The sequence below is a fragment of the Paraburkholderia caffeinilytica genome (assembly GCF_051027425.1).
Classification (GTDB): domain Bacteria; phylum Pseudomonadota; class Gammaproteobacteria; order Burkholderiales; family Burkholderiaceae; genus Paraburkholderia; species Paraburkholderia caffeinilytica_A.
In genome coordinates this window covers 2,978,694-2,999,938 of record NZ_CP186553.1, presented here as the reverse complement: position 1 = coordinate 2,999,938, position 21,245 = coordinate 2,978,694, and the positions used below count along the sequence as shown (strand labels likewise).

Below are 21,245 nucleotides of genomic sequence, written 5' to 3'. Positions count from 1 at the left end.
ACGCGACCCGAGCGCAACGATCGACTCGGCGCAAAGCAGCCGGTCGATATGCATCATTCACAGGTTCTTGATCATGCAGGTTGCCGATGCAGGGCAAAGAGACGCAAATTGCGAAGTAGATTGTAATTGGTCCGGCACCAGGCGCCTGTCGAACCTGCGATATCCGATGGCTGTGAAATAGTCGGCTGCGGTTGTCGTCAGCAAGAACAAGTGACGGACGCCATTGATTGCAGCATCCCGCTCCAGTATCTCCACGAGCGCGTGACCAAGCCCTTGTCGTCGTGACCCGTCAGCGACGGCAAGAGAGCGCAGCAGTGCATCAGATCTGAATTGCTCAAACGCGATGCATCCCAGGAGACGTGCATCCCCGAGAGAGGCGACATAGAAGCGGGGTATTTGCTCCACGGTGACATCCTGGGTTGGCAAACCTTCGCTTTCGAGCAGCGCACGTATAGAGCGGTAGTCGCCGGAGTGCGCTGGACGGATGACATGAGCGTTCATAGGGTTATCCAATCCGTCTTCTTGTCTTTACTGCCCGAGCACAGCGTTGGATGTCTCGGTATATTGTCCACGAACTTCATAACGATGTCGAACGCCCGATATTGGTCGAACTCAGCCGGATGGTGACCGGCTCAGTTCGACCCACAAGAGACAGATGGGTTGCGCCGAAACGGACATACATAGGCAGCGCTGCAACGCGGTTGTTGACACTCGGGCCGCATGTTTTAATTGGATTCCAACGTGCTCATCTTGCCCAACGTCATGCCATTTTTTAAGCCTGTCACGCTAACCACGCCTCGTCTCACTATGCGGCCGCTTCGTAGCGAAGACGCACAAGCACTGTTCGACATCTGGTCGGATACGGATGCGATGCGCTATTTTCCGTTTCCGGTGATGACTTGCCTAGAGCAAGCGACGGATCGCGTCGCGCGTAAGCTCAGGACTTCCGCTAACGGCGAAGACCTTATCTGTGTGCTCGATTTACGAACAACCGGCGAAGTGATCGGGGATTGCGCTCTCTTTAAGGCGGACGAGCAATCCCGACGCGCGGAGATAGGTTTTAGTCTGCGACGCACTCGTTGGGGAGCCGGATACATGAGCGAGGCGGCTTGCGCGCTGGTTGAGTACGCATTCGGCACGCTGAACCTACGCCGAATTGAGGCGGACATCGACCCGCGCAATGTGGCCTCGGCACGTCTCCTCGATCGGCTTGGATTTGTCCCAGAAGGGCTGTTGCGTGATCGCTGGATGGTTGGCGGGGAAGTGTCGGATAGTGCGTTGTACGGCCTGCTCGAAAGTGACCGTCGAGTATGACGTTTGCCAACTTATGCTGCGCGCTGACGGACTGTAGTTGGCCGGTTATCGCCTCCGACGGTTCGCGCAGACTGGTACTCCCTTCACTCGAAAGGAGATCGTCATGGAAGCTACTGCCGCCGCCAGCCCGGCACACGTACCCTGGAACAAAGGCAAGCTTACGGGGCAGAGACCCCCGTTAAAACTGAAAGAGATCTGGGCGATACGGATTCGTCTGCAACTGGCGGCGAGAACCCGCGACCTTGCAATGTTCAACCTGGCCATCGACAGCAAACTGAGGACATGCGATCTGGTAAGGCTACGCGTGCGTGATGTCTGCCTTGGCCAGCGTCTAGCGTCACGGGCGATGGTCATGCAGCAGAAGACTCAACGTCCGGTCCACTTTGAAATCACCGAACAGACCCGCGATAGCGTGGAGGCCTGGATCAAGCTGGCGAAGCTGGTGCCGCCCGACTTTCTATTCCCGAGCCGCATTCACGGGTCGCCGCACCTGTCCACGCGCCAATACGCCCGTCTGGTGCATCGCTGGATAGGGTCGATCGGCCTTGACGATACCGCATACGGAACGCACACGATGCGTCGAACCAAGGTGTCGCTAATTTACCGTCGAACGAAAAACCTGCGAGCGGTACAGTTGCTGCTTGGTCACACGAAACCGGAAAGCACAGTTCGATACCTCGGCATCGAAGTCGACGATGCACTCGAGATGGCAGAGCAGACCGAGATTTGAGCTACGGACAGGCCAAATGGTAACGGTCGCTGTCCGGCCATGAAGGGACCGTCGACGCGCATAGCTAAATCGTCGACAATCTACGTCGATATGTCGACGACAGGGAAGTTTGAAGGATCTAGCCATACGGCAACCATAAGGCTCCAATGCGAAAAGTATGCGTACTCGTTGCTTTGGCGGTAACCACTTCGGGAGCAATAGCAAACCCGTCAGTCGCTGCTTTTTTGGGCTTGGACTCGCCCTCACGGATTGATTGCCCCCGTCGAGGATGATTCGGGGCGCGCTGCGCACGCAAGCGCAGACGTGTTTCGAACGACCGGCAGCGGAAGAGATGATCCGCTCCGAGCGGCTGTCCACAGACCCATTGCAAAGCCTGTCGCCCTCTCTTGGGATCTTCGGGTTCCTGCTGCGTGGCTGCAATCGACGTGCTCCCTAGTCGCCAATTCCATCTAAAGCAGCGATCGAACAGTGGATGGAACGCCAAGGCCCACGACGCGCGCGTGAGGGTGTGATGCACGCGACCGCGAGGCCGCAAGCGCGGATCCAAACGAAACGGTCGAACGCATAGGGCGAATAATTGTTGATGTACGGACCAATGGCCGCTTTTGGGCATGTCGAGAGACCGCTCCGGGTCGCGTACTGTCGATTGCGACGTTGCGAAGCTCAGGCTGCGTATGCAATCTGCATAGGGCGGTGACCGGCGACAACCGGACGGTCGACGTCAATGCTTGGATCGGTGACAATCGGTTGTTCCGCATAGCAAAGAAAACGGGCGTGTGGTGACTGAAAATTACCCAGAAAACCCATATAACTCGGACGATAGCCAAGGGAAACCTCATGGCGATACTTAGATCTCACTCATATGTCCACTGGAACTACTTCCTCGCACTTGAGGAGGATTTGGATCGCCTTTCTCGCTATGTGGACTTCGCAGGAGGCAATGACGCGACCTATTCGATTGAGATTGCGCGCCTGTTTCTCGGCGCGAGTTCAGAGGTCGATGTGGTGCTCAAGCAGCTCTGCCGGAAGCACAATTCAGAATCAACCGCAGCAACCGTTAACGCCTACTTTGGGGCAGTCTCCGAGACGTGTCCGAATTTCATTGGATTTGAAGTTCAAATTCCCCGATATGGCCTGACTCTTCGCCCTTGGAGCGATTGGGGGGAAGGGAGGCCGCCGATTTGGTGGCAAGACCATAACAAGGTCAAGCACCACCGCGATGAACACTTTTCAAAAGCGAACCTAAAGAACTGCCTCAACTCAGTTGCCGCGCTCTTTGTCGCAGTGTTACACCTCTACGAAGAGCTAGGACGCAACGGCGAGCTTCTTCAACTGCCGCGGCTACTCAACGTCGGCGACCAGCATTTTAAGGGAACCATGATGGGGCGCTACGGAAACAGCTTTAGATACGAAATCCGGTGACGGCCAACAGGTCAATCGACACGGATGACTGGCAGCAATGGGCCGGTTATGTTTCGGCGTCAGGCGCTAGTCGGCCATGATGAGACGTTCGACGTCGATGGATAAATTGTCAACAATCGAGAAGTTTACGTTTCCACTCGTTATAAAAGGCTACTTGGGCCTCGTCTTTCGGAGTCGCGATGTCATCGGAAAATCCTACCCATCTACCTGGCTTCGTTGTCCTCTATCGGTGGCGCCTGCATCCAGGTACTGAGGATGTTTTTATCCAAGGCTGGTCGCGCCTTTCGGATCTACTTCGATCACGCGGCTCTCTGGGATCAAGGCTTCATCGCGGTTCAGACGGGCTTTGGTACAGCTACGCTCAATGGCCAAGCGCTCAAGCACGTGAGCACGCATTTTCTCCTGGAAATGTCGACGAGACTGCAAACGCACAGATGCACTCCGCTATCGCTGAACAGCTTCCCGAGATCATTCTCGATCCAATCGCGGACTACATTGTCCATCCCATCAATGTCGGCACCTAAGCATTCATTTAGACTGCGCAATTTCGCAGCACGACTCAATTCAGGCATAGAACGTTTGTTTCAGGGATAGCGCTCTAATTTCGTGTAGCCGCGCTTTGGATCCGGCTACGGCGGTTCGGTGTGGGACCGGGTGCGGCCAGGAAGGGACACTCGGCGCCACCTTCTACATCGTCAACAATCGACCGGCAACATGGGCTGGCTGAACCATCAAGGCAACTTGTCGCAGTGATCGACGGCACGGCGATAGGTAAAGAAGGTGTAGCTAGTCGGACCACTAACGTCGACTCTTTCTGCACAATGGAAGTCCGCCGGCAAATCCGGAAACGTTGTATCGCCTGCCGGCTCCAAATCGAGCTCTGTGAGATACACCGTATCTGCATACGGCAAAAACAGACGATAAATTTGTTCACCGCCTGCGATAAAAACCTCTTCTCGCAGATCGCTTGCGATGATGTCAAGCGCACTCTGCAACGTGGTGCACGTCGATACTCGTTCAGCGGCGATAGACTGCCTTCCAATCACCAAGACGTCCCGGTTTGGTAGCGGTCGGCCTATCGACTCGTATGTGCGTCGCCCCATCACCACCAAGTGCCCTTCGGTCAGTTGGCGAAACCGCTGCTGCTCTCCCGGCACCTGCCATGGAATATCGTTGGCCGCGCCAATCACTCGATTTTTCGCCATCGCAGCTATCATTGAAATCGTTTTGCCGTTCAACATTCGCTCATCTCGCTGTTGGCTTGTGAGTCTATTCTAACGGCGACAAAAGTAGTCGGCTGCGGGTGGCGGTTGTCGAGGAAACCAAAGGGTTGTATCGACATGCGTCCGACCCGTCTGGCAGTACGCGAGCCACTTTCGGGCGTTCGACAGCTCCGTCGAAATTAACGACAATTGTCGGTATTCGTTGCCAGACCGGGGAAGACTTATATGAAAAACAAAGAGATGCAGATGCGGCCAGCATTAAACCGGATACTTCTCTATGCCAAAGATATCCAGAGGACCTGTGCGTTCTACGTCCGACATTTTGGGTTCGCATGCGAGTTGGATACTGACGGGAGGATAGCCGAGTTGGTATCACCGCACGGCGGCGCCATCATCATGGTTCATCAAGCAGGGAAAGGAGTGAAGTCCGGCCAGGTGTTGGTGAAGCTCGTCTTTGACGTTGAAGACATCGAGAGCTTTAAGAGTCAGTGTGCGCAAGGCGGACTTGATTTCGGTGCTTCCCATCAAACGAACGGCTACAGTTTCGCTAATGCAAAGGACCCTGACGGCAATTCCATTTCAATCTCTAGCCGGAGTTTCGCTGTTAGTCGGGAGCGCTGAGCGACCGGCTTTCGGCCGCCCGAGTAAGAAACGGCATCAGACAGTGATCGGCCAGAAGCGGGCAATCGACATCGCGGCTCGAATCGTCGACAATTTCGGCGTCAGCGGAAGCCTTATGGACTTTGTCTGATAACGGCGTCAAGCTTCGGGTCGTCGAAGTCGCAATTCCGCCAACAAGAAAAATTGATTTCTCACTATATATGAACGCGCCACGCGAAGAAAAGATCGCTTCCAAATATCTATTTTTCGAAAGTTTTTTTGGACGGCAATTCTCGTTGCGCTGGCCCTGTCGATATCCCTTGTGATCTCCGTGATATTAATTGACTTTGTTCACGGAAACCAAAATAGGTCAAAGGGCAACGCAGGGGTAATGATGGTTTTGTTCCCGCTGATAATTTTTATTGTCGCTCCGATCGGCATATTTATTGTGTTTTCTTCATCCCAAATGATCCAGGGATTTATGATGCGTGCCCTTCACCCTCGTCTCGGCCGCTACTCGTACGCCTTTGTCGGACTGTCAGTGCCATTGATTTCGATAGTGACTTGGTACTGTTACGACTACCTGACGCCTACAAATTTCAACCCAGGAATAAACGAGGGGGCAGACTGGGTACCGTACCAGCACGGGATCAACCTCAGCAGATATCTGGCGGCGTTTGCCACCCAAGGATTTGTAACGATATTCACTTTACTTTATTTTGAAGCTGCGGTCCGCTATCGTTCCCGAAAAATCGTCATTCTGAGCGCATTGTTCTTGGCAATTATCATTGGCGTGTTCTTGGGTTATCGAGAGGCGATGAATCAGTACCAATTCATCGATCATTTTTCTCGGTAGTCCGCTTTTGACTGGCCGCTTTCGGAAGCTGGTACCGTCCGCTTGGAGTCGACAAGGGAAATTCGCACCGAGGCCCATCTGGTGACTGACAGGCGCTGCTCGAACTTCCGGGATCGGCCATCTGCGGCGTTTGGTCAAGTTTTCGGTACGGACATCTGAATGTCTGCTTCACCTTGGACACCTGTCGCACGTGTGCAGACTGTACCGGTCGGGTTGATGCGCGAAGACGATCGTCGCGATGCCCGTTGCGTGGTACCGCGCGGTCGCCGTGTTGTAAAGTCTGTATCAGCCAGATCCGTCGGCATAACATTGTCCTCTAGATCGATTCGAAAATTCATTTATCTGCAAACATGGGCTCCTCACTCCCTTCTCCTGGTACAGTACTCCTGCTGATTGACTTGCAACAAGCGATTGATCATCCGAGTTGGGGAGCGCGAAATAACCCGGATGCCGAGTGGCAAGTCAGCCGATTGCTTGTCCATTGGCGCAGCCAAGGTTGGCCGGTATGGCATGTTCGGCACGATTCCACAAACCCGAACTCTCACTATCGGCCGGGTCAGTCGGGACATGAATTCAAGCCAGAGGTCGCGCCCGTGGCCGGTGAGCCAGTCATCCCGAAACAGACGAACAGTGCGTTCATCGGAACCGATCTGGAAGATCGGCTTCGCGTTGGGGGCCATGACACGTTGGTCGTGGCAGGCGTCATCACGAATAATTCAGTCGAGGCAACCGTTCGCATGGCCGGTAACTTGGGTTTTCAGACCTGGCTCGTTGCTGACGGCTGCTTCACGTTCGCCCGGACCGACTGGAACGGGACGCCGCGAAGCGCCGAGGATATTCACGCGATGTCGCTAGCCAACCTTGACTCTGAATACTGCGCCGTTACTACTGTCGATGCGCTGTTGGGTGCCTCAAGCTGAAGCGAATGTGCAACGACAGCTTGACTTCTGGAAGGTGACATTCGAAGGTTGATCGGCCGTAAGTCCGCTCGGGGTCGATCAGAGACGGACACGGACGGGCGAGTCCCCGCGAGAGTGTCGGCCGCCCGGATTTTTGCACGAACTGTGGCAGTAGTTTTTCACTCACCTGGCACAGTTTTCACTTTCTGTGGCATCCGACAAAACGGAGGCCCTGTTCGCTGGAAGCCACTTCTGATACTTGAACCTATGGAGGCGCCTGGTTCAATGTCGGCAAAGGCTGAAAAGTAACGTTTTCCTTTTGCGGTCCAGTGGCCGTTTACAGGCCTGAGCCGACGTCTGAGCGGCCGACCGATGGTCTGCGCGAATGAGGCCCCATGGTCAAACGCTGCCTGACGATGGCCAACCCGGTTTCGAACCGAAGCAACCGCATGCTTCGCTCATAGTCCGCAAAGCCCTCAAAGCTCAATCGCACGGCACTGACCGCCGCCGCGTGTTGCCGTCTCATCGGCTCAATGTTATAAAGCCATGTCGGAAAAGGCAGACTTGGTTTGGTAAGCCCAAGTCCTTTCGGTAACGAAAGCTCTGGTCTTTGGCCTTGTGCATGAGATCCCCACGACGAACATCTGACGCTGTCCAGGCGTCCAAACGTTCGTCCGTGTGGTTCCCAACTTGAGGAACGCTCCGGTCGAACATCGACTGAGGAGTAGTTCATGCACAAGCATCATCCAGATATCCATGACGTCGTCATTGCCGGGGGCGGCCCCGTCGGCCTGTTTCTCGCCTGCGAGCTGCGCCTGTTGAACCTGTCGGTCCTGGTGCTGGAGCGCGCCGAAGACCCGCACTCTCCCTTGAAGCGCCTTCCGTTCGGAATGCGCGGCCTTTCGGCCCCCACTCTTGAAGCCCTTTACCGTCGTGGATTGCTGGACGAGTTAGTCGCGGCGCAGCGTGTTGATGAGGCCGCCGGCAAGACCGCAGCGGCCGCGCATTGGATGCAGCAATCGCGCCGGCCAGCCGGTCACTTCGCAGGCATTCAGTTCTATCACGACGACATCGACACCTCGAACTGGCCGTATCGGCTGCCAAGTCCGGCCGGCACCAGCATGGCGGTCACCTTGGAGGCACTCGAAACCGTCCTCGCCCGCAGAGCCAGCGCGATGGGGGCCGAAATCCGGCGTGGTTTCAGCGTCGACGATTTTCTTGCGTCAGACGAAGGTGTGACCGTCCACGCCGGCGGGGAGACTTTTCGCGGACGCTGGCTTGTCGGGTGCGACGGCGGCCGCAGTTCGATTCGAAAGGCAGGCGGCTTCGAATTCGGCGGCACCGATCCTGAGTTCACGGGCTATTCCGTCGAAGTCGAGATGGCCGATCCGGAAGCGCTCCGTCCCGGCCGGCACTATACGCCGACCGGCATGTACACCTATGCGCGGCCCGGTACGATCGCGATGGTGGAATTCGACGGCGGCGCCTTTCACCGGATCCAGCCGGTCACGCTGGCACATGTGCAGGCGGCGTTGCGTCGCGTGTCCGGCACAGCGGTCACCCTGACGAAGCTTCAGCTCGCGACCACGTGGACGGATCGCGCCTACCAGGTGACAGCGTATCGCAAAGGACGGGTACTGCTAGCGGGCGATGCCGCACACATCCATTCTCCCCTGGGCGGTCAAGGGCTCAATCTTGGGCTCGGGGACGCAATGAACCTGGGTTGGAAGCTGGCATCCACGATTCGTGGCGACGCGCCCGCCGGTCTGCTCGACAGCTATCACCTGGAGCGGCATCCCGTGGGAGCGCGCGTTCTCGATTGGTCGCGTGCGCAAGTCGCACTCATGCGACCCACCCAAAGCACGCGCGCGCTCGAAGCCATCATCCGTGATCTCATCGGGACTCGCGATGGCGCGACGTATTTCGCCGAGCGGGTGTGGGGCGTTTCGCTCCGCTACGACCTGGGCAGCAGTCATCCGCTGGTAGGCCGCAGCGTTCCTGATTTCGAATGGGTCGACGGAACGAAGGTCGGTAGCCTCCTGCGCGAAGGAAAGGGCCTCCTCCTGGACTTCGATCCAGGCGCATCGCTTCAGGCGCTGACGAGCCGTTGGCGAGAGCGGGTTACTTATGTTGCTGGCGACGTCAGGGATCGGCTCGGTTTGCGCGCCGTACTGGTGCGTCCTGACGGGATTGTCGCCTGCGCGAGTGAAGCCGCCTCTGACGATGAGGAGATTGCCCAGGCCTTATCGCGATGGTTCGGCAAACCTGAGGATGCCAGTGAACCCGCCCGGTAGAGGAGGGTCATGTTGCGGCATCACTGGTTGCCTGCGATCAACTTCCGTGAATATCGATGTCGAAGTACTTCTGCTCAATGCGCTTGTACGTGCCGTCTTTCAGCATCGAATCAATTGCCTGATCGATCTTGTGGCGCAGTGCGGGGTCGTCCTTGCGAAAGCCGATGCCCGCCCCTTTGCCAAGTGTTTTCGGATCGCTAACATCTTGTCCGGCAAAACCGTAACCGCTGCCCTGCGGGGTCTTTAAAAAGCCGTTGATGCCTGCAAGCGCATCCGTGAACGTCGCATCGATGCGACCGGAGCGCAGATCCGGATATACCTGTTCCTGATTCGCGTACGACACGACGTTGATGCCCGCCGTCGCCCAGTTCGCCTTCGCGTACGCTTCCTGTGTCGAACCTTGAGCGACGCCGACGGCCTTGCCCCGCAACGATTGAACGGTTGGTTGCAAACCGGAGCCATCTTTGGCGATCAGGCGGCTCGGCGTGTTGAAAAGCGGCTGGGAGAATGCAACCTGCTCTTCGCGCTTCGGCGTAATCGACATCGCCGACATGATTGCGTCGAATTTTCTGCCTTGCAGAGCAGGAATGATGCCGTCGAAGCCTGTTTCAACCCATACGCAATGCATCTGCAAGCGTTTGCAGATTTCGTTGCCCAGGTCGATCTCAAAACCGACGAGTTGCCCCGAAGGCGATTTCGATTCAAACGGTGCGTAGGTCGGGTCGACGCCAAAGCGTAGCTCCGTCATATCTTTTGCCTGTGTGGCCAGCGCGGCAATTGCCAGCACGGCACCAAGAATGATGCGTTTCATATGCGCTCCCGTTCGTGTGTTACGCCGCGGACGTTTGCCGCCGGCGCGTGGGGTGAAAGAACCGTGTCGTGCGAAACTCTTCGCGGACTACCTCTTCGCCAGTGCGTCGAGTGCGCGCTGCCAGATCTGCCGCGTGCGCAGCGCGATCAGGTCGCGCCAGTCGGCGTCAGCGGGATAGAAGTGTTCTAGCAGCGCGGCCTTGATCCGCCGCCCCGTTGCGTCGAAAGGATCGCCGTGCAGATGCAGCCAGTGGTCGTCACGCAGCAAGGTGTGTCCGCGCGCACCGTCGTATGTGCCGCATTCGATCACGAGTGGCATCAGATCCACGTCGGTAAGCTGGTCGATCAGTGCCTGCGAGGTATAACCGGTCGCCGTAGCCGCGACGCCGCTGTCGGACGATGCGTCCGCCGCAGTGAGGATCCTGTACAGCCAGGGACCATACAGCGATTGCGCGGCGTCGTGCGCGGATACCTTGCGCCCGGCAATTGCCATCAGCATCGGATGTCCGTACGCGCCCGCGCCGGTGTGCAGATCGAAGGCGATGGCCGTGCGTGCACCCGCGACATGCGCCTGCATGATCTGACGCACCGTGCGGTTCGTCCACGTCTGCTCTGTGCCGCCAAAGAAGATGCCGTCCGGATGCCGGTACTGTCCCGCTTCGATGATATTGCGCACGCGTGCTTCTCCGAGATTGCGCATGTGCATGGCGAGTTGTTCATCCGCGCGCTGACGCCCGGGTCCGTCGAGATCGCGGCATAGATAGATCTCGTGCAGCGTTTCATATGCCGTATTCGCGGGTGGTGCGTGCGTAAAGTCGATGTAGTTGCGGTTGACGTCGGCGTTGTCTTCATTCACCCGACGCAGCCACGCCGTGCCCCATGGGTTGACGAGGTGCACGAGGACGACGCAGGTGTCTTCAGGTAAGGCACGGTCCCGCAGATTGTCGAGTAACGCGATCTGACTGTCGGAGCCGTAATAACCCTCTACGCCATGCGTTCCCGACAGCAGCACGAGGCGCTTTTGCGCGCCGGCGGGGCCGACGATCGCGACGTCAGTGGAGAGCGCCTCGCCGCGTGGCCCGTGCATCGGGTGAGGATAGGCGACGTGAGTGGCCTTGACGCGCGCCGCGGCTTCGAGAAAGCGCTCGCGCTGATTGGCGAAATTCATCGAGAAACTCATCGAGAAACTCATCGAGAGATTCATTGCATCACCTCGCCGGTTGATTCGTTGCCGGAGTCGGCAGGCGCACAAGCGGCGCATGTTCCGACGCCGCATGCTCGGCATCGATCAGCTGCTGCACTCCGCGACGGAACCTGAGTGGTCCGGCGTCGATGCCAAGATCGAGATTCGGCGTGCGCCGGTTTGCCATGCCTTCATGCACGGCTTCAAGGATGACGCGGTCTTCGTCGAACGCATGGCGCACGTCCTCATTGAATTGCCGCGACACCGCTTCGTCCTGCTGGTCGAAATTACGCATCTGAAACCAGAAGTAGCGCGTATGTGATTCGTCGACCGGCGTCATGAAGTTGTATGAGTTCATCAGGAACACGTGGTCGTGCTGCGAGCCGTCGTCGGTACCCGTACCCGCCGGCGTGAAGATTGCCTTGATGATCGCGTGGGAGGGAAACCGGACCTCATAGTGCTGCTTGCGGTCGCAGCGTCCCGAGAATTTGACGAACTTCGCATAAAACGGCGCGACATCGACATCGCGCATCCAGCGCGAAACGGTCACGCCGACATCGTTTGCAACGGTTTTCAAGGGCTCGGCTTCACACGCGGCGTTGCCGAACGAGCCCGGATGCACCCACGCGACGTGCGACGGATCGAGCAGGTTGTCCGTCACGTAGAGATAGTGGCAGGCCACCGTCATCGCGTCGCCTTCGTTCAAGCCCCATGCCGGATCGCCCCATTCGGGAACCTGAAAAATCCGGGCCGTGTCGGCGAGTCTGGCCTCGCCCATCCAGATCCAGACGAGACCATAACGCTCTTCGACGGGATAGCTGCGTACCTGCGCCGCCCGTGGAATACGCGCCAGGGCCGGCGCGCGCACGCATGCACCGGCGCAGTCAAAGGTCAGGCCGTGATAGCCGCATTCGATTCGATCGCCAAGCAATCGACCCATCGACAACGGCAGCTTGCGATGCGGGCACGCGTCTTCGAGCGCGGCCACGGCCCCATCCGGTGTGCGAAAGAGCACGACCCGTTCGCCGAGCAGTTTCAACGGCATGAGGCACTGCTGGACTTCGGCGCTGCGCGCCGCAACGTACCACGCGTTTCTGACGAACATCGCTGCTTCCTCTGGTTTCGTTGCCACCGGCCCTGCGCGCGACCCCCACGCAGTCTTTGCATTGACTGTAAAAAGTCAAAATAGAAAAGAACAGCAGTTAGAAAGTGCGATTTACTTTAGAATTTCTAAATCGTATTTGTCGATCGAACTCGATATGAACACGCTCGCACCGCTTCGCGCGATCCAGATTTTCGAAACACTTGGCCGCTGCGACGGCCTTGTCGAGACTGCGCGCAGACTCGATATCTCTCCCGGTGCGGTCAGTCAGCAAATCAAGCTGCTCGAAAATGCGCTCGGCGTGAAGCTCGTCACTAAAGAAGGGAAACGGATGCGCTTGAGCGCGACGGGCCGCCGATATCATGAGAGTTGTCTCGCGGCGTTCGAAACTTTGCGCATCGCCCAGGACGACATCGAGCGCTCAAAAAACGTGCGCAGCCTCAACGTCAGCGCCTTGCCTTCGCTGCTATCGAAGTGGCTTGCGCCGCGCATCAATGCCTGGCAAAAGGCGCACCCGGACATCAGCGTCTATCTGGATGGTTCGCATTCGGAGCCGTCGCCGGATGCTCACGAGATCGACTTTCGAATCAGCTACGGCGATCGTATCGACGACGCAGGCACCTCCATCGAACTGTTCCGCGATAGCGTCGTGCCGGTATGCAGTCCGCGGATCCTGCCGCGCAAGGGCAAGGTCGCGCTTAAGCCCGCCGATCTCGCCGCGTTTGAATTGATCGCGGTTGACTGGCTGCCAAAGTTCGCTTCGCCGCCGTCCTGGCGCGACTGGTTCGCCGCGAACGGTGTCGAGACGATCACACTGCATGAGCCGCATCAGGTGCATTCCCTGTCGAGCGTCGCGATTCAGGCTGCGATCGACGGCCATGGTTTCGTGCTGGCCCAGTGCTCGATGGTCGCGGACGATGTGACGGCGGGGAGGCTCGCAATGCCTGTTGTTTCGGCCATTCCGTTGCCGTGGCCGTATTTTCTTACCTGGCGCGAAAGTACGTTCGATCGTCCGCAGTGCCGCGCCTTCCATCGCTGGCTGCTCGCGAGGGCAAGGGAACAGCAGCGCAGTATCGATCTGTTGGCACCTCGCGCGTCAGAGACGTGAGGGTATTGGCACGGTATGAGTTTCCGCAATCTGGGCGGCCGCTTCCAGACTTCTTTCGGCCATTCCGTTTCGGCGTATCAATGTCCCGTTTGGTCCGGGTGCCGCCGAATGCGTGAGCGCCCGACTCACCGCCTTGTGGACGTTTCCTTACTCAGCAATCGAACGAATGACCTTCGCCGGATTTCCACCGACAAGCGTATTCGGTGGAACGTCTTTGGTGACTACCGATCCTGCCGCAACAACCGAGTTCTCGCCGACTGTTACGCCGCCGATGATGATCGCGCCGGCTGCGATCCAGACGTTTCGCTCAATCACAATGGGCTTTGCAATTACGCCGTCGCGCCGCCGGGAAGGTTCAATGGGATGGCCTGACGTGATGATGCTCACGTTCGGCCCGATCATCACGTCGTCGGCAATGTCGAGCCCGCCCAGGTCATAGAAGGTACAGTTCTGATTGATGAAGACATTGCGCCCGACACGGATATCGACCCCGCCGGTTGTGTAGAACGGCGGTATCAATAGAAAGCTGTCGTCCACCTTCTTGCCGATGAGATCGCTGAACAAGGCCCGGATTTCATCGGCATCGTTGAACGTCAACCGGTTGAGCGTGGCGGTGATCGCCATTGCCCGTTTGACGTTTGCCGACATGGCCGCCGATTCCGGCGTTCTCCTGGGAATTACCACGGTGCGGTCATCATTCGCCATTCGCTATTTTCTCCCGGACTTTGCCGTCCACCAGTAGTACGTGTTTATCTGCGGTGACGATGTATTGCACCTTCTGCGTTGCCGTCACGCTGCCATACGACTCGCCGTTCACGAAAACGGAGCCGTTTTTCAGTTCGATGGTGTCATTGCCGATACGGGCCTTTCCCTGCGTCCCGATGAGCGTCGCTTCGCTTCGATCCGGTGTAGACGAGCTGCTGACGGACGTACCTGTTTCGGCGGTACTTGAACTGCACGACGTCTGGCAGCCGGCGACGATCGATGCGGCAAGCATAGCCATGATGACAGAGATACCTTTCATCGCGTGCTCCTTTCCTGAATGACAGCTCATCCTACTATCCGAATCGGGCCGGTGCCTGACGCCGTTGGCGGCCACGGCTTCCGGCCGGCCTGATCGAAGGCACGCCCTGGTCAGCGAAAACGGGCGTTGGCCGGGCTTCGATTTTCCTCGCCGGCAGCGGCAAGGTGGGACCGAGGGTTTCACAGGATGAAACTCTCGCGCGTATCCGCCGATAACTCTGGCAGGAACCACCCGGACGCCGATTAGTCCACCGGCGCCACCTGGCGCGCCTACTCACGTGCCGCTTCGCACGACGGCCCTGCGCGATTTCCATTCGTTTGCACGAGGACTCAGGATGCACAAACTCAGTTTTACGCAGAAACTGTGGCTGCCGCTGATCATCAGCCTCGTCGCCTTGCTCGCGGTCTCGGTGTCGGCGGCGTGGCAGTCGCGCGAGACGCGCATCGAGGAACGCAAGCACGATCTCACGAACGTCGCACACGTCGGACTCGGCATTGTGACCGAGTACGCGGCGCTGGCGCAAAGCGGCGTGCTGCCGGAGGCGGATGCCCGCAAGCAGGCGCTCGAGCGCCTGCGCGGCATCCGCTACGGCGAAGACGGCTACTTCCTCGTGATCAACTCGAAGCCGCAGATGGTGATGCATCCGATCAAGCCGGCGCTCGAAGGCAAGGATCTCGCGGGCAGCGCCGATGCCGACGGCCGTCATCATTACGTGACGTTCGCGTCGGTCGCGCAGGCGCCGGCCGGCGGGTTCGTCGATTACGTGTTCCCGCATCCGGGCGCGGCGCCGGCTCAGGCGGTCGGCAAGATCGGCTACGTGGTGCGCTATGCGCCGTGGGACTGGATCATTGCGACGGGCGCCTACGTCGACGATATTGACGCTGCGTTCATGACGTCACTGTGGCTGATCGGGGCGATCTTCGTGACTGTGTCGGTGGTGCTTGTGACGCCCGTCGCGCTGACGAACCGCAGCATTGTGCGCACGGTGGGCGGCGATCCGGCTTACGCGGCGAACGTGGCGGAGGCGATCGCATCGGGCGACCTGACGGTGGCGATTCGCACACGCGACGGCGACACGTCGAGCCTGCTGCACGTCATGCAGCGGATGCGCGACGCGCTGACGGGCACCATCTGCCAGATCAAGCATGCGTCCGACAACGTCGCGTGCGGCGCGAACGAGATCGCCAACGGCAATGCAGACCTGTCGTCGCGCACCGAGAGCCAGGCGGCGTCGTTGCAGGAAACGGCGTCGAGTATGGAGCAGATGACGGCGATGGTCCGCCAGACCGCGGACAACGCGCGCACCGCGAGCGAGCTTGCGGCCGGCGCCGCGACTATCGCGAACCGCGGCGGCGACATGATTACGCAAGCCGTCACGGCGATGAAGGCCATTTCGAGCGAATCGGGCCGCATGGTCGAGATCATCGCGACGATCGAGGGCATTGCGTTCCAGACCAACATCCTCGCGTTGAATGCGGCGGTCGAAGCGGCGCGCGCGGGCGAGCAGGGCCGCGGCTTCGCGGTCGTCGCGAGCGAGGTGCGCAGCCTCGCGCAGCGTAGCGCAACCGCGGCGAAGGAAATCCGCGCGCTGATCAGTCATGCTGTGGGCAGCGTCGGCAGCGGGGCGACGCTGGTCGAGAACACCGGCTCGACGATCGACGAAGCGCGCGACGCGATCATGCGCGTGACCGGCGTCGTGCAGGAGATCGCAGCGGCAGCGGCGGAGCAGAGCGCCGGCATCGACCAGGTGAATCTCGCGGTTACGCAGATGGACAGCATGACGCAGCAGAACGCGGCACTTGTCGAGCAGGCGGCCGCCGCGGCTCAGTCGCTGAAGGAGCAGGCGATAAGCCTGCAACGCGCGGCCGCGGCTTTCCACGTGGAAGACGCAGACGCTGGCGGCGCACCGTTCGCACCGGCTTCGACTTCGGTACCGCGCCGAGGCGCGTTCGCGTAAGGGGCGGCGCCGCGAACCCGCCATTCCACGTTCAGCACGATCAATGGTTTGCCCGCGACAGCAATGACGACGTCATCGACGACTACGCGCTCTACGTGTTCCTCGTAGCATCAGACATCGAAATATTTACTGTCTTGCTCGGGTCCCCGGCCAAACCCATCGCAGCCGCATCATCGGTCGGGTTCATGTAGGCTCTGATCGAGTCGCCATCACCCGCCGTCCGTCCATCGGACAAGGTGACCGTCATATTCTCATCGTTGCCTGCAAAATCCTTGTCGCCGTCCACCTTGCTCACGTCGGGGTTGCCGGCACCCGCTGCCTGGCCGTTGTCTGCGCCGCCATCCTCGTACAGAACTTCATTCGGGTGCGTGTTTCCGCTGGCATCCGACGGTGAAATACGCACGCCGATGTCGCCCGATCCGGCGGTGAACGCCCCTGTCTGACCCGGCGCCAAAGTTATGGTCCCCTTGTTGGCGCCCTGGACGGAATAGGTGAACGACTCCGTGCGATTCGTATTGTTGGTGACATTGAAAGTCTTGTCGCTGCCCGTACCCGTATTGACCGTCTGGGTCGATGCAGGATTGACGCCGCTGATCGCGGCGGCCTGAGGTACGCCGCCGGCATTATTCGAGGCGGTGGCAGGAACAGCCGCGGCAGGCTGCGGTGTGGCGCTATATCCGCTCGACGGCGGAGTCGAACTTGCCAGGCTGTTCACCGGAGGCGTGCCAGCCGGCGAAGGCGTTCCGCCTGCTGTGGGTGTCGCGGCAGACGGGGCGCCGCCCGCAGACGGCGCGCCGCCACTATCGGATTCTCCGCCGCTCGAATTTTGCAGTGCCTGCTGGAACAACGCGAGCAGTTCCTGGAGGAATTGCATGATCTGCTGTTCGCTCATCGCGCCGCTCGAACCGCTGCCGTTCAATTCGGACGTTCCAGACAGAGAATCCAGATTGCTCAGATAGTCCATCGGGCTGGCCGAATAATTGCCTTGAATCGCTACGCCGGACATCGCCTTCTCCGTGTTAGGAGCTGTCGCAAAGTGTGGTTAGAGCGCGCCTCGAAAGGGCCCTTCGTTCGGTCAATATAGGTTTTGCGGCATCGGCGTCCGAAGTGTGACTGGAAGTTATGTACACCGATGCGAAGTGTTTTTTGCCACACATGCTCAGAACTGCACCGGATGACCTATCCGAAAACCTGCGTCCATACCTCCCGAACGCGACGTGCGCGATCTTCGAGAGACACGATGCGGACCGACTCGAAGCGACCATTGAACGGATGTTCACCTTCGCAACCTTTCTCGGCTCGAAGATGCGTTGCCCTGGCGACACGCTGAAACCCAGCTTTGCCGTGCATATATATACAGCTAAACTGTACAGATTGACTGTATATATGCTATTGTCGGCTGATGGTCAAACAATCACGCACACCCGAATCTCCCCAGTTGGCCGCGCTGGCCGGTGAGCTGCGCATTTCCGTGAGCAAACTGATTCGACGGGTGCGGGAACAGGCGCATCCGGGCGACTTCACCTCCGCTCAGAAGTCGGTTCTACTTCGCCTGGATCGTGACGGCCCTGCAACCGTCTCAGCCCTCGCGCGGGCGGAGAGTGTGCGTCCGCAGTCCATGCGCGTCACGGTGGCCGGTCTGGAGGCGATGGGAGCCATCAGCGGCCAGCCCGACCCGAGCGATGGCCGGCAAACCCTGATCGCACTGACTCCCACTTTCCGGAAAACCGTCAAGGCCAGCCGGGCCGCCAAAAATGACTGGCTGGTCCGTGCCTTGCAAGCGCAACTGTCTCCTCAAGAACAGGACACACTCGCGGCCGCGGTGAAGCTGCTAGAGCGGCTCGCCGATTTCTGAGTCATTCCCAGATTCTTTCAGGAAAAACATGACCCTCACCACGCTTGACCCAAACACCGTACTTATCGTCGTCGATCTGCCTGGAAAGAGGAGCGTCTGACAATGGAATGGCTGAATCTCGTGTCTTATTTCTTCGGCGGTGCTTTTCTCACGAACGCCGTGCCGCATTTTGTCAGCGGCGTGATGGGCGAGCCGTTTCAGAGCCCATTCGCCAAGCCGCCGGGGCAGGGGCTTTCGTCCTCGACCGTGAACGTGCTTTGGGGTTTCTTCAATATCGTCGTCGGCTACCTGCTCGTCTGCCGCGTCGGCGATTTCGGATTGACGATCACGGGCGATGCCGTTGCATTCGGGCTCGGCATCCTGGCCATGGGGCTGCTTTCCGCGCGGCTATTCGGCCGCCTGCACGGCGGCGATAGGCCGGAGCGTTCGTGAGCGCCACGGACACGGGTGTTCGCTCCGTTCCGGCAGCGCGTCCGGGGGTACGCCGATTGGCTCGTGACCGGAATCTTCGAGGGTCCGGGGCGCAACGCGATCATTTCAAATGGTTGTTGCGCCAGTCACGCGGCGTCACGCCAAAGCGTGAATTAAACCAGTTGGTGAAGGACCCCTGCTGTGAATAACCGAGCAGTGCGGAAACCCGCCCAATGGGATAGCGTGGGTTGCTCATATAGCGCACGGCGAGCTCGCATCTGACTTCCTCGACCAGACGCGAGAAGCTGGTATGCGCCGGCTCGAGCTGACGCTGCATGGTGCGAACGCTTAGACGTAAATGACGGGCGACCATCTCGACGCTGGCTTGTTCGAGGGGCAACAGCAAATAGATTGCCTTGCGCACTTCCAGCGCGGTCGAATCGGCTCCCGCCACGTTGAGTGAATCCGCGAGACTCTCGGCATATCGCACCAGCTCCGGGTCAGCGGCGGGATTCGGGTAGTCGAGCTCGGCGGCCGCGCACACAAAGCCATTGAAATCGCTGCCGAACTCCAGCGGACAGCCGAAGAACCGTCGATGAAACGTCAGGTCCTTCGGTCCCTGGTGAACGAAATGGACGGAGCGTGGTTTCCAGTGATCGCCGAGCAGGGCGCTGGAGTGGCGCCACAGAACACCGACCGCGAGTTCGATCGCCTGATTCGTTGGCGTACCTGGTTCGACGACCATTTCTTCACGGATGGTGACCGTTTCGCCCACGTCCTCGACGTACACGGCCAGGGCTTCGTTCAATAAATGCCGGTATTGGGCTGTGGCGAGCAATACCTCGCGCAGCGTGCGTTTGTGCGCGAGCAGGACATTGACCACACCCGTACCGAACTTCTGCCGGGTCTCGGCCATCTGCAGCGCGAAAGTCGGGCACGCCGCTATGTCGGCCGTGATTTCCAGCAGCCTGCAGGCGGCGGCTGCCGGAATGCGATCGTCAGGATTGGCGAGTGCCGCAGCATCGATCCCGACCTGCTGCGCAAGCTCGACCGGGTTCAGTCCGACCCGCCGGGTTACATCGAAGTAGCCGCTCATGGCTACCGAGCGCAGCATCGATTCCATCGTTATGTCTCCGCATGCACCTACCTGACGTGCTGCCGCTCACGATCCGGTGGTGAAAATGCCTGCTGCGCACGAATATTGGTGTTAACGCGCAGTGGCATGAAATGCTAAAAGGATGGCGTCCAATCACAAAAGTGTAACGCAGGATTGCCGTATCGTGCGATCTCAACGGTTCATCATGTTCCGACCAGTTTTGATGCGGCCAGCGGTGCCACGAGCGTCGGAATACCGTCCCCCTATTGGAGAACACGATGCAATTCCTCGACGATTCGCTGCACCCCGAGAACCAGCACAAGGTTGTCATCACAACGGCTCCGTATGGCCCGGAATGGATGCCCGAGGATTTTCCTGAGGACATTCCGGTGACGATGGAGGCGCAGATCCAGAAGGCGGTCGACTGCTACAACGCCGGCGCGACCGTCCTGCATCTGCACGTGCGTGAACTGGATGGCAAGGGCTCCAAGCGCCTGTCGAAGTTCAACGAACTCATCGCCGGTGTACGCGCCGCTGTGCCCGATATGATCATCCAGGTCGGAGGCTCGATCTCGTTTGCACCGGAAGACGACGGACAGGCCGCGAAGTGGCTCTCCGACGACACGCGTCACATGCTGGCCGATCTCGACCCGAAGCCCGATCAGGTGACGGTCGCGATCAACACCACGCAGATGAACATCATGGAGTTGCTGTATCCGGCGTACCTGGAAGGCACGTCGCTGTCTAATCCCGCGCTTATGGCCGCCTACAGCGAAATGACGGTGCCCGCAGGTCCGGCCTGGGTTGAGGAGCACCTGCGTCGTCTGCAAGCCTCGGGCATCCAGCCGCACTTCCAGCTCACCGGCATCCATGCGCTCGAGACACTCGACCGCCTCGTGCGCAAGGGCGCTTACAAGGGGCCGCTCAACCTGACGTGGATCGGTATCGGCGGAGGCTTCGATGGCCCGAACCCGTTCAATTTCTTCAACTTCGTGCACCGCGCGCCGGATGGTTGCACGCTCACGGCCGAGTCGCTGCTCAAGAACGTACTGCCGTTCAACATGATGGCGATGGCGATGGGCCTGCATCCTCGCTGCGGCATCGAAGACACGATCATCGACCAGCACGGCAACAGGATGACTTCGGTGCAGCAGATCGAACAGTGCGTGCGTGTGGCGCGAGAACTGGGCCGCGAGATCGCCTCAGGCAAGGAAGCACGCGACATCTACCGCATTGGTGTGCAGTACGGAACGGCCGACGAGACGCTCGCGGCGAACGGCATGGCGCCGAACCGCAAGGCCGGCGTGAAGAACCTGCCACTGCAGGCGGCGTAAGGGATCGGAGCGCGGCACGCGCTTCGC

Annotated in this window: 22 protein-coding genes; 13 read left to right on the top strand and 9 right to left on the bottom strand. The window is 59.1% G+C overall.

Annotation, left to right across the window (positions count from 1 at the left end):
- Positions 1 to 57 precede the first annotated feature (57 nt).
- Positions 58 to 501 carry an arsenic resistance N-acetyltransferase ArsN2 gene (gene arsN2, locus ACOSV0_RS33755; protein ID WP_434112024.1) on the bottom strand — a complete coding sequence of 148 codons (444 nt, stop codon included), beginning with the start codon at positions 499 to 501 and terminating at the stop codon, positions 58 to 60.
- Positions 502 to 762: 261 nt separating this feature from the next.
- Between arsN2 and ACOSV0_RS33750 the strand changes: the two genes are divergently transcribed.
- The 4 genes from ACOSV0_RS33750 (at position 763) to ACOSV0_RS33735 (ending at position 3,990) form a co-directional block, all read left to right on the top strand.
- Positions 763 to 1,314 (top strand): GNAT family N-acetyltransferase, encoded by a 552-nt coding sequence (locus ACOSV0_RS33750; RefSeq protein ID WP_434115974.1) that lies wholly within the window; start codon positions 763 to 765, stop codon positions 1,312 to 1,314.
- Between the two features lie 103 nt (positions 1,315 to 1,417).
- Complete coding sequence (locus tag ACOSV0_RS33745) at positions 1,418 to 2,044, top strand: tyrosine-type recombinase/integrase (RefSeq protein ID WP_434112022.1); 627 nt, start codon at positions 1,418 to 1,420, stop codon at positions 2,042 to 2,044.
- Between the two features lie 837 nt (positions 2,045 to 2,881).
- Entirely contained in the window at positions 2,882 to 3,466 is a 585-nt protein-coding gene (locus tag ACOSV0_RS33740) for a hypothetical protein (RefSeq protein WP_434112020.1), read from the top strand.
- A 179-nt stretch (positions 3,467 to 3,645) separates the two neighbouring features.
- Positions 3,646 to 3,990, top strand: coding sequence for an antibiotic biosynthesis monooxygenase family protein (locus ACOSV0_RS33735; protein ID WP_434112019.1), 345 nt, complete (start codon positions 3,646 to 3,648; stop codon positions 3,988 to 3,990).
- A gap of 207 nt (positions 3,991 to 4,197) precedes the next feature.
- Here ACOSV0_RS33735 and ACOSV0_RS33730 read toward each other — a convergent pair whose 3' ends face one another.
- Positions 4,198 to 4,707: a dihydrofolate reductase gene (locus ACOSV0_RS33730; RefSeq protein WP_434112017.1), complete on the bottom strand. Its 510-nt coding sequence runs from the start codon at positions 4,705 to 4,707 to the stop codon at positions 4,198 to 4,200.
- A 207-nt stretch (positions 4,708 to 4,914) separates the two neighbouring features.
- Between ACOSV0_RS33730 and ACOSV0_RS33725 the strand changes: the two genes are divergently transcribed.
- From ACOSV0_RS33725 to ACOSV0_RS33710, 4 genes are all read left to right on the top strand, one after another.
- A complete protein-coding gene (locus ACOSV0_RS33725) occupies positions 4,915 to 5,310 on the top strand; it encodes a VOC family protein (protein WP_434112015.1) in 396 nt (131 codons plus the stop codon).
- Between the two features lie 370 nt (positions 5,311 to 5,680).
- On the top strand, positions 5,681 to 6,145 hold the full coding sequence (locus ACOSV0_RS33720; protein WP_434112014.1) for a hypothetical protein: 465 nt from the start codon (positions 5,681 to 5,683) through the stop codon (positions 6,143 to 6,145).
- A 398-nt stretch (positions 6,146 to 6,543) separates the two neighbouring features.
- Positions 6,544 to 7,065: a cysteine hydrolase family protein gene (locus ACOSV0_RS33715; protein WP_434112012.1), complete on the top strand. Its 522-nt coding sequence runs from the start codon at positions 6,544 to 6,546 to the stop codon at positions 7,063 to 7,065.
- A 710-nt stretch (positions 7,066 to 7,775) separates the two neighbouring features.
- The gene (locus ACOSV0_RS33710; RefSeq protein WP_434112010.1) at positions 7,776 to 9,338 is read left to right on the top strand and encodes an FAD-dependent monooxygenase; all 1,563 of its coding nucleotides are present in this window, start codon (positions 7,776 to 7,778) and stop codon (positions 9,336 to 9,338) included.
- 37 nt (positions 9,339 to 9,375) lie between these two features.
- Here ACOSV0_RS33710 and ACOSV0_RS33705 read toward each other — a convergent pair whose 3' ends face one another.
- The 3 genes from ACOSV0_RS33705 to ACOSV0_RS33695 form a co-directional block, all read right to left on the bottom strand.
- A complete protein-coding gene (locus ACOSV0_RS33705; RefSeq protein WP_434112008.1) occupies positions 9,376 to 10,149 on the bottom strand; it encodes an ABC transporter substrate-binding protein in 774 nt (257 codons plus the stop codon).
- Positions 10,150 to 10,236: 87 nt separating this feature from the next.
- A complete protein-coding gene (locus tag ACOSV0_RS33700; RefSeq protein ID WP_434112006.1) occupies positions 10,237 to 11,352 on the bottom strand; it encodes a DUF2817 domain-containing protein in 1,116 nt (371 codons plus the stop codon).
- A 4-nt stretch (positions 11,353 to 11,356) separates the two neighbouring features.
- The gene (locus ACOSV0_RS33695; RefSeq protein WP_434112004.1) at positions 11,357 to 12,436 is read right to left on the bottom strand and encodes a Rieske 2Fe-2S domain-containing protein; all 1,080 of its coding nucleotides are present in this window, start codon (positions 12,434 to 12,436) and stop codon (positions 11,357 to 11,359) included.
- 154 nt (positions 12,437 to 12,590) lie between these two features.
- Between ACOSV0_RS33695 and ACOSV0_RS33690 the strand changes: the two genes are divergently transcribed.
- Positions 12,591 to 13,541: a LysR substrate-binding domain-containing protein gene (locus tag ACOSV0_RS33690; RefSeq protein ID WP_434112002.1), complete on the top strand. Its 951-nt coding sequence runs from the start codon at positions 12,591 to 12,593 to the stop codon at positions 13,539 to 13,541.
- 147 nt (positions 13,542 to 13,688) lie between these two features.
- On the opposite strand, the gene ACOSV0_RS33685 is transcribed toward ACOSV0_RS33690, so the two are convergent.
- Both ACOSV0_RS33685 and ACOSV0_RS33680 read right to left on the bottom strand, forming a co-directional pair.
- The gene (locus ACOSV0_RS33685; protein ID WP_434112001.1) at positions 13,689 to 14,246 is read right to left on the bottom strand and encodes a DapH/DapD/GlmU-related protein; all 558 of its coding nucleotides are present in this window, start codon (positions 14,244 to 14,246) and stop codon (positions 13,689 to 13,691) included.
- Entirely contained in the window at positions 14,236 to 14,595 is a 360-nt protein-coding gene (locus ACOSV0_RS33680; protein WP_434112000.1) for a sugar ABC transporter ATPase, read from the bottom strand. The genes ACOSV0_RS33685 and ACOSV0_RS33680 overlap by 11 nt, the downstream gene beginning before the upstream one ends.
- 304 nt (positions 14,596 to 14,899) lie before the next feature.
- Between ACOSV0_RS33680 and ACOSV0_RS33675 the strand changes: the two genes are divergently transcribed.
- On the top strand, positions 14,900 to 16,522 hold the full coding sequence (locus ACOSV0_RS33675; protein WP_434111999.1) for a methyl-accepting chemotaxis protein: 1,623 nt from the start codon (positions 14,900 to 14,902) through the stop codon (positions 16,520 to 16,522).
- 91 nt (positions 16,523 to 16,613) lie between these two features.
- Here ACOSV0_RS33675 and ACOSV0_RS33670 read toward each other — a convergent pair whose 3' ends face one another.
- Positions 16,614 to 17,528 carry a hypothetical protein gene (locus ACOSV0_RS33670; RefSeq protein ID WP_434111996.1) on the bottom strand — a complete coding sequence of 305 codons (915 nt, stop codon included), beginning with the start codon at positions 17,526 to 17,528 and terminating at the stop codon, positions 16,614 to 16,616.
- A 396-nt stretch (positions 17,529 to 17,924) separates the two neighbouring features.
- Between ACOSV0_RS33670 and ACOSV0_RS33665 the strand changes: the two genes are divergently transcribed.
- Positions 17,925 to 18,377, top strand: coding sequence for a MarR family winged helix-turn-helix transcriptional regulator (locus tag ACOSV0_RS33665; protein WP_434111995.1), 453 nt, complete (start codon positions 17,925 to 17,927; stop codon positions 18,375 to 18,377).
- A gap of 102 nt (positions 18,378 to 18,479) precedes the next feature.
- Positions 18,480 to 18,809: a hypothetical protein gene (locus ACOSV0_RS33660; RefSeq protein WP_434111993.1), complete on the top strand. Its 330-nt coding sequence runs from the start codon at positions 18,480 to 18,482 to the stop codon at positions 18,807 to 18,809.
- A 100-nt stretch (positions 18,810 to 18,909) separates the two neighbouring features.
- Here ACOSV0_RS33660 and ACOSV0_RS33655 read toward each other — a convergent pair whose 3' ends face one another.
- Positions 18,910 to 19,911 carry an AraC family transcriptional regulator gene (locus tag ACOSV0_RS33655; protein WP_434111991.1) on the bottom strand — a complete coding sequence of 334 codons (1,002 nt, stop codon included), beginning with the start codon at positions 19,909 to 19,911 and terminating at the stop codon, positions 18,910 to 18,912.
- 251 nt (positions 19,912 to 20,162) lie between these two features.
- Between ACOSV0_RS33655 and ACOSV0_RS33650 the strand changes: the two genes are divergently transcribed.
- Positions 20,163 to 21,218: a 3-keto-5-aminohexanoate cleavage protein gene (locus tag ACOSV0_RS33650; protein ID WP_434111988.1), complete on the top strand. Its 1,056-nt coding sequence runs from the start codon at positions 20,163 to 20,165 to the stop codon at positions 21,216 to 21,218.
- The last annotated feature ends 27 nt before the right edge of the window (positions 21,219 to 21,245 follow it).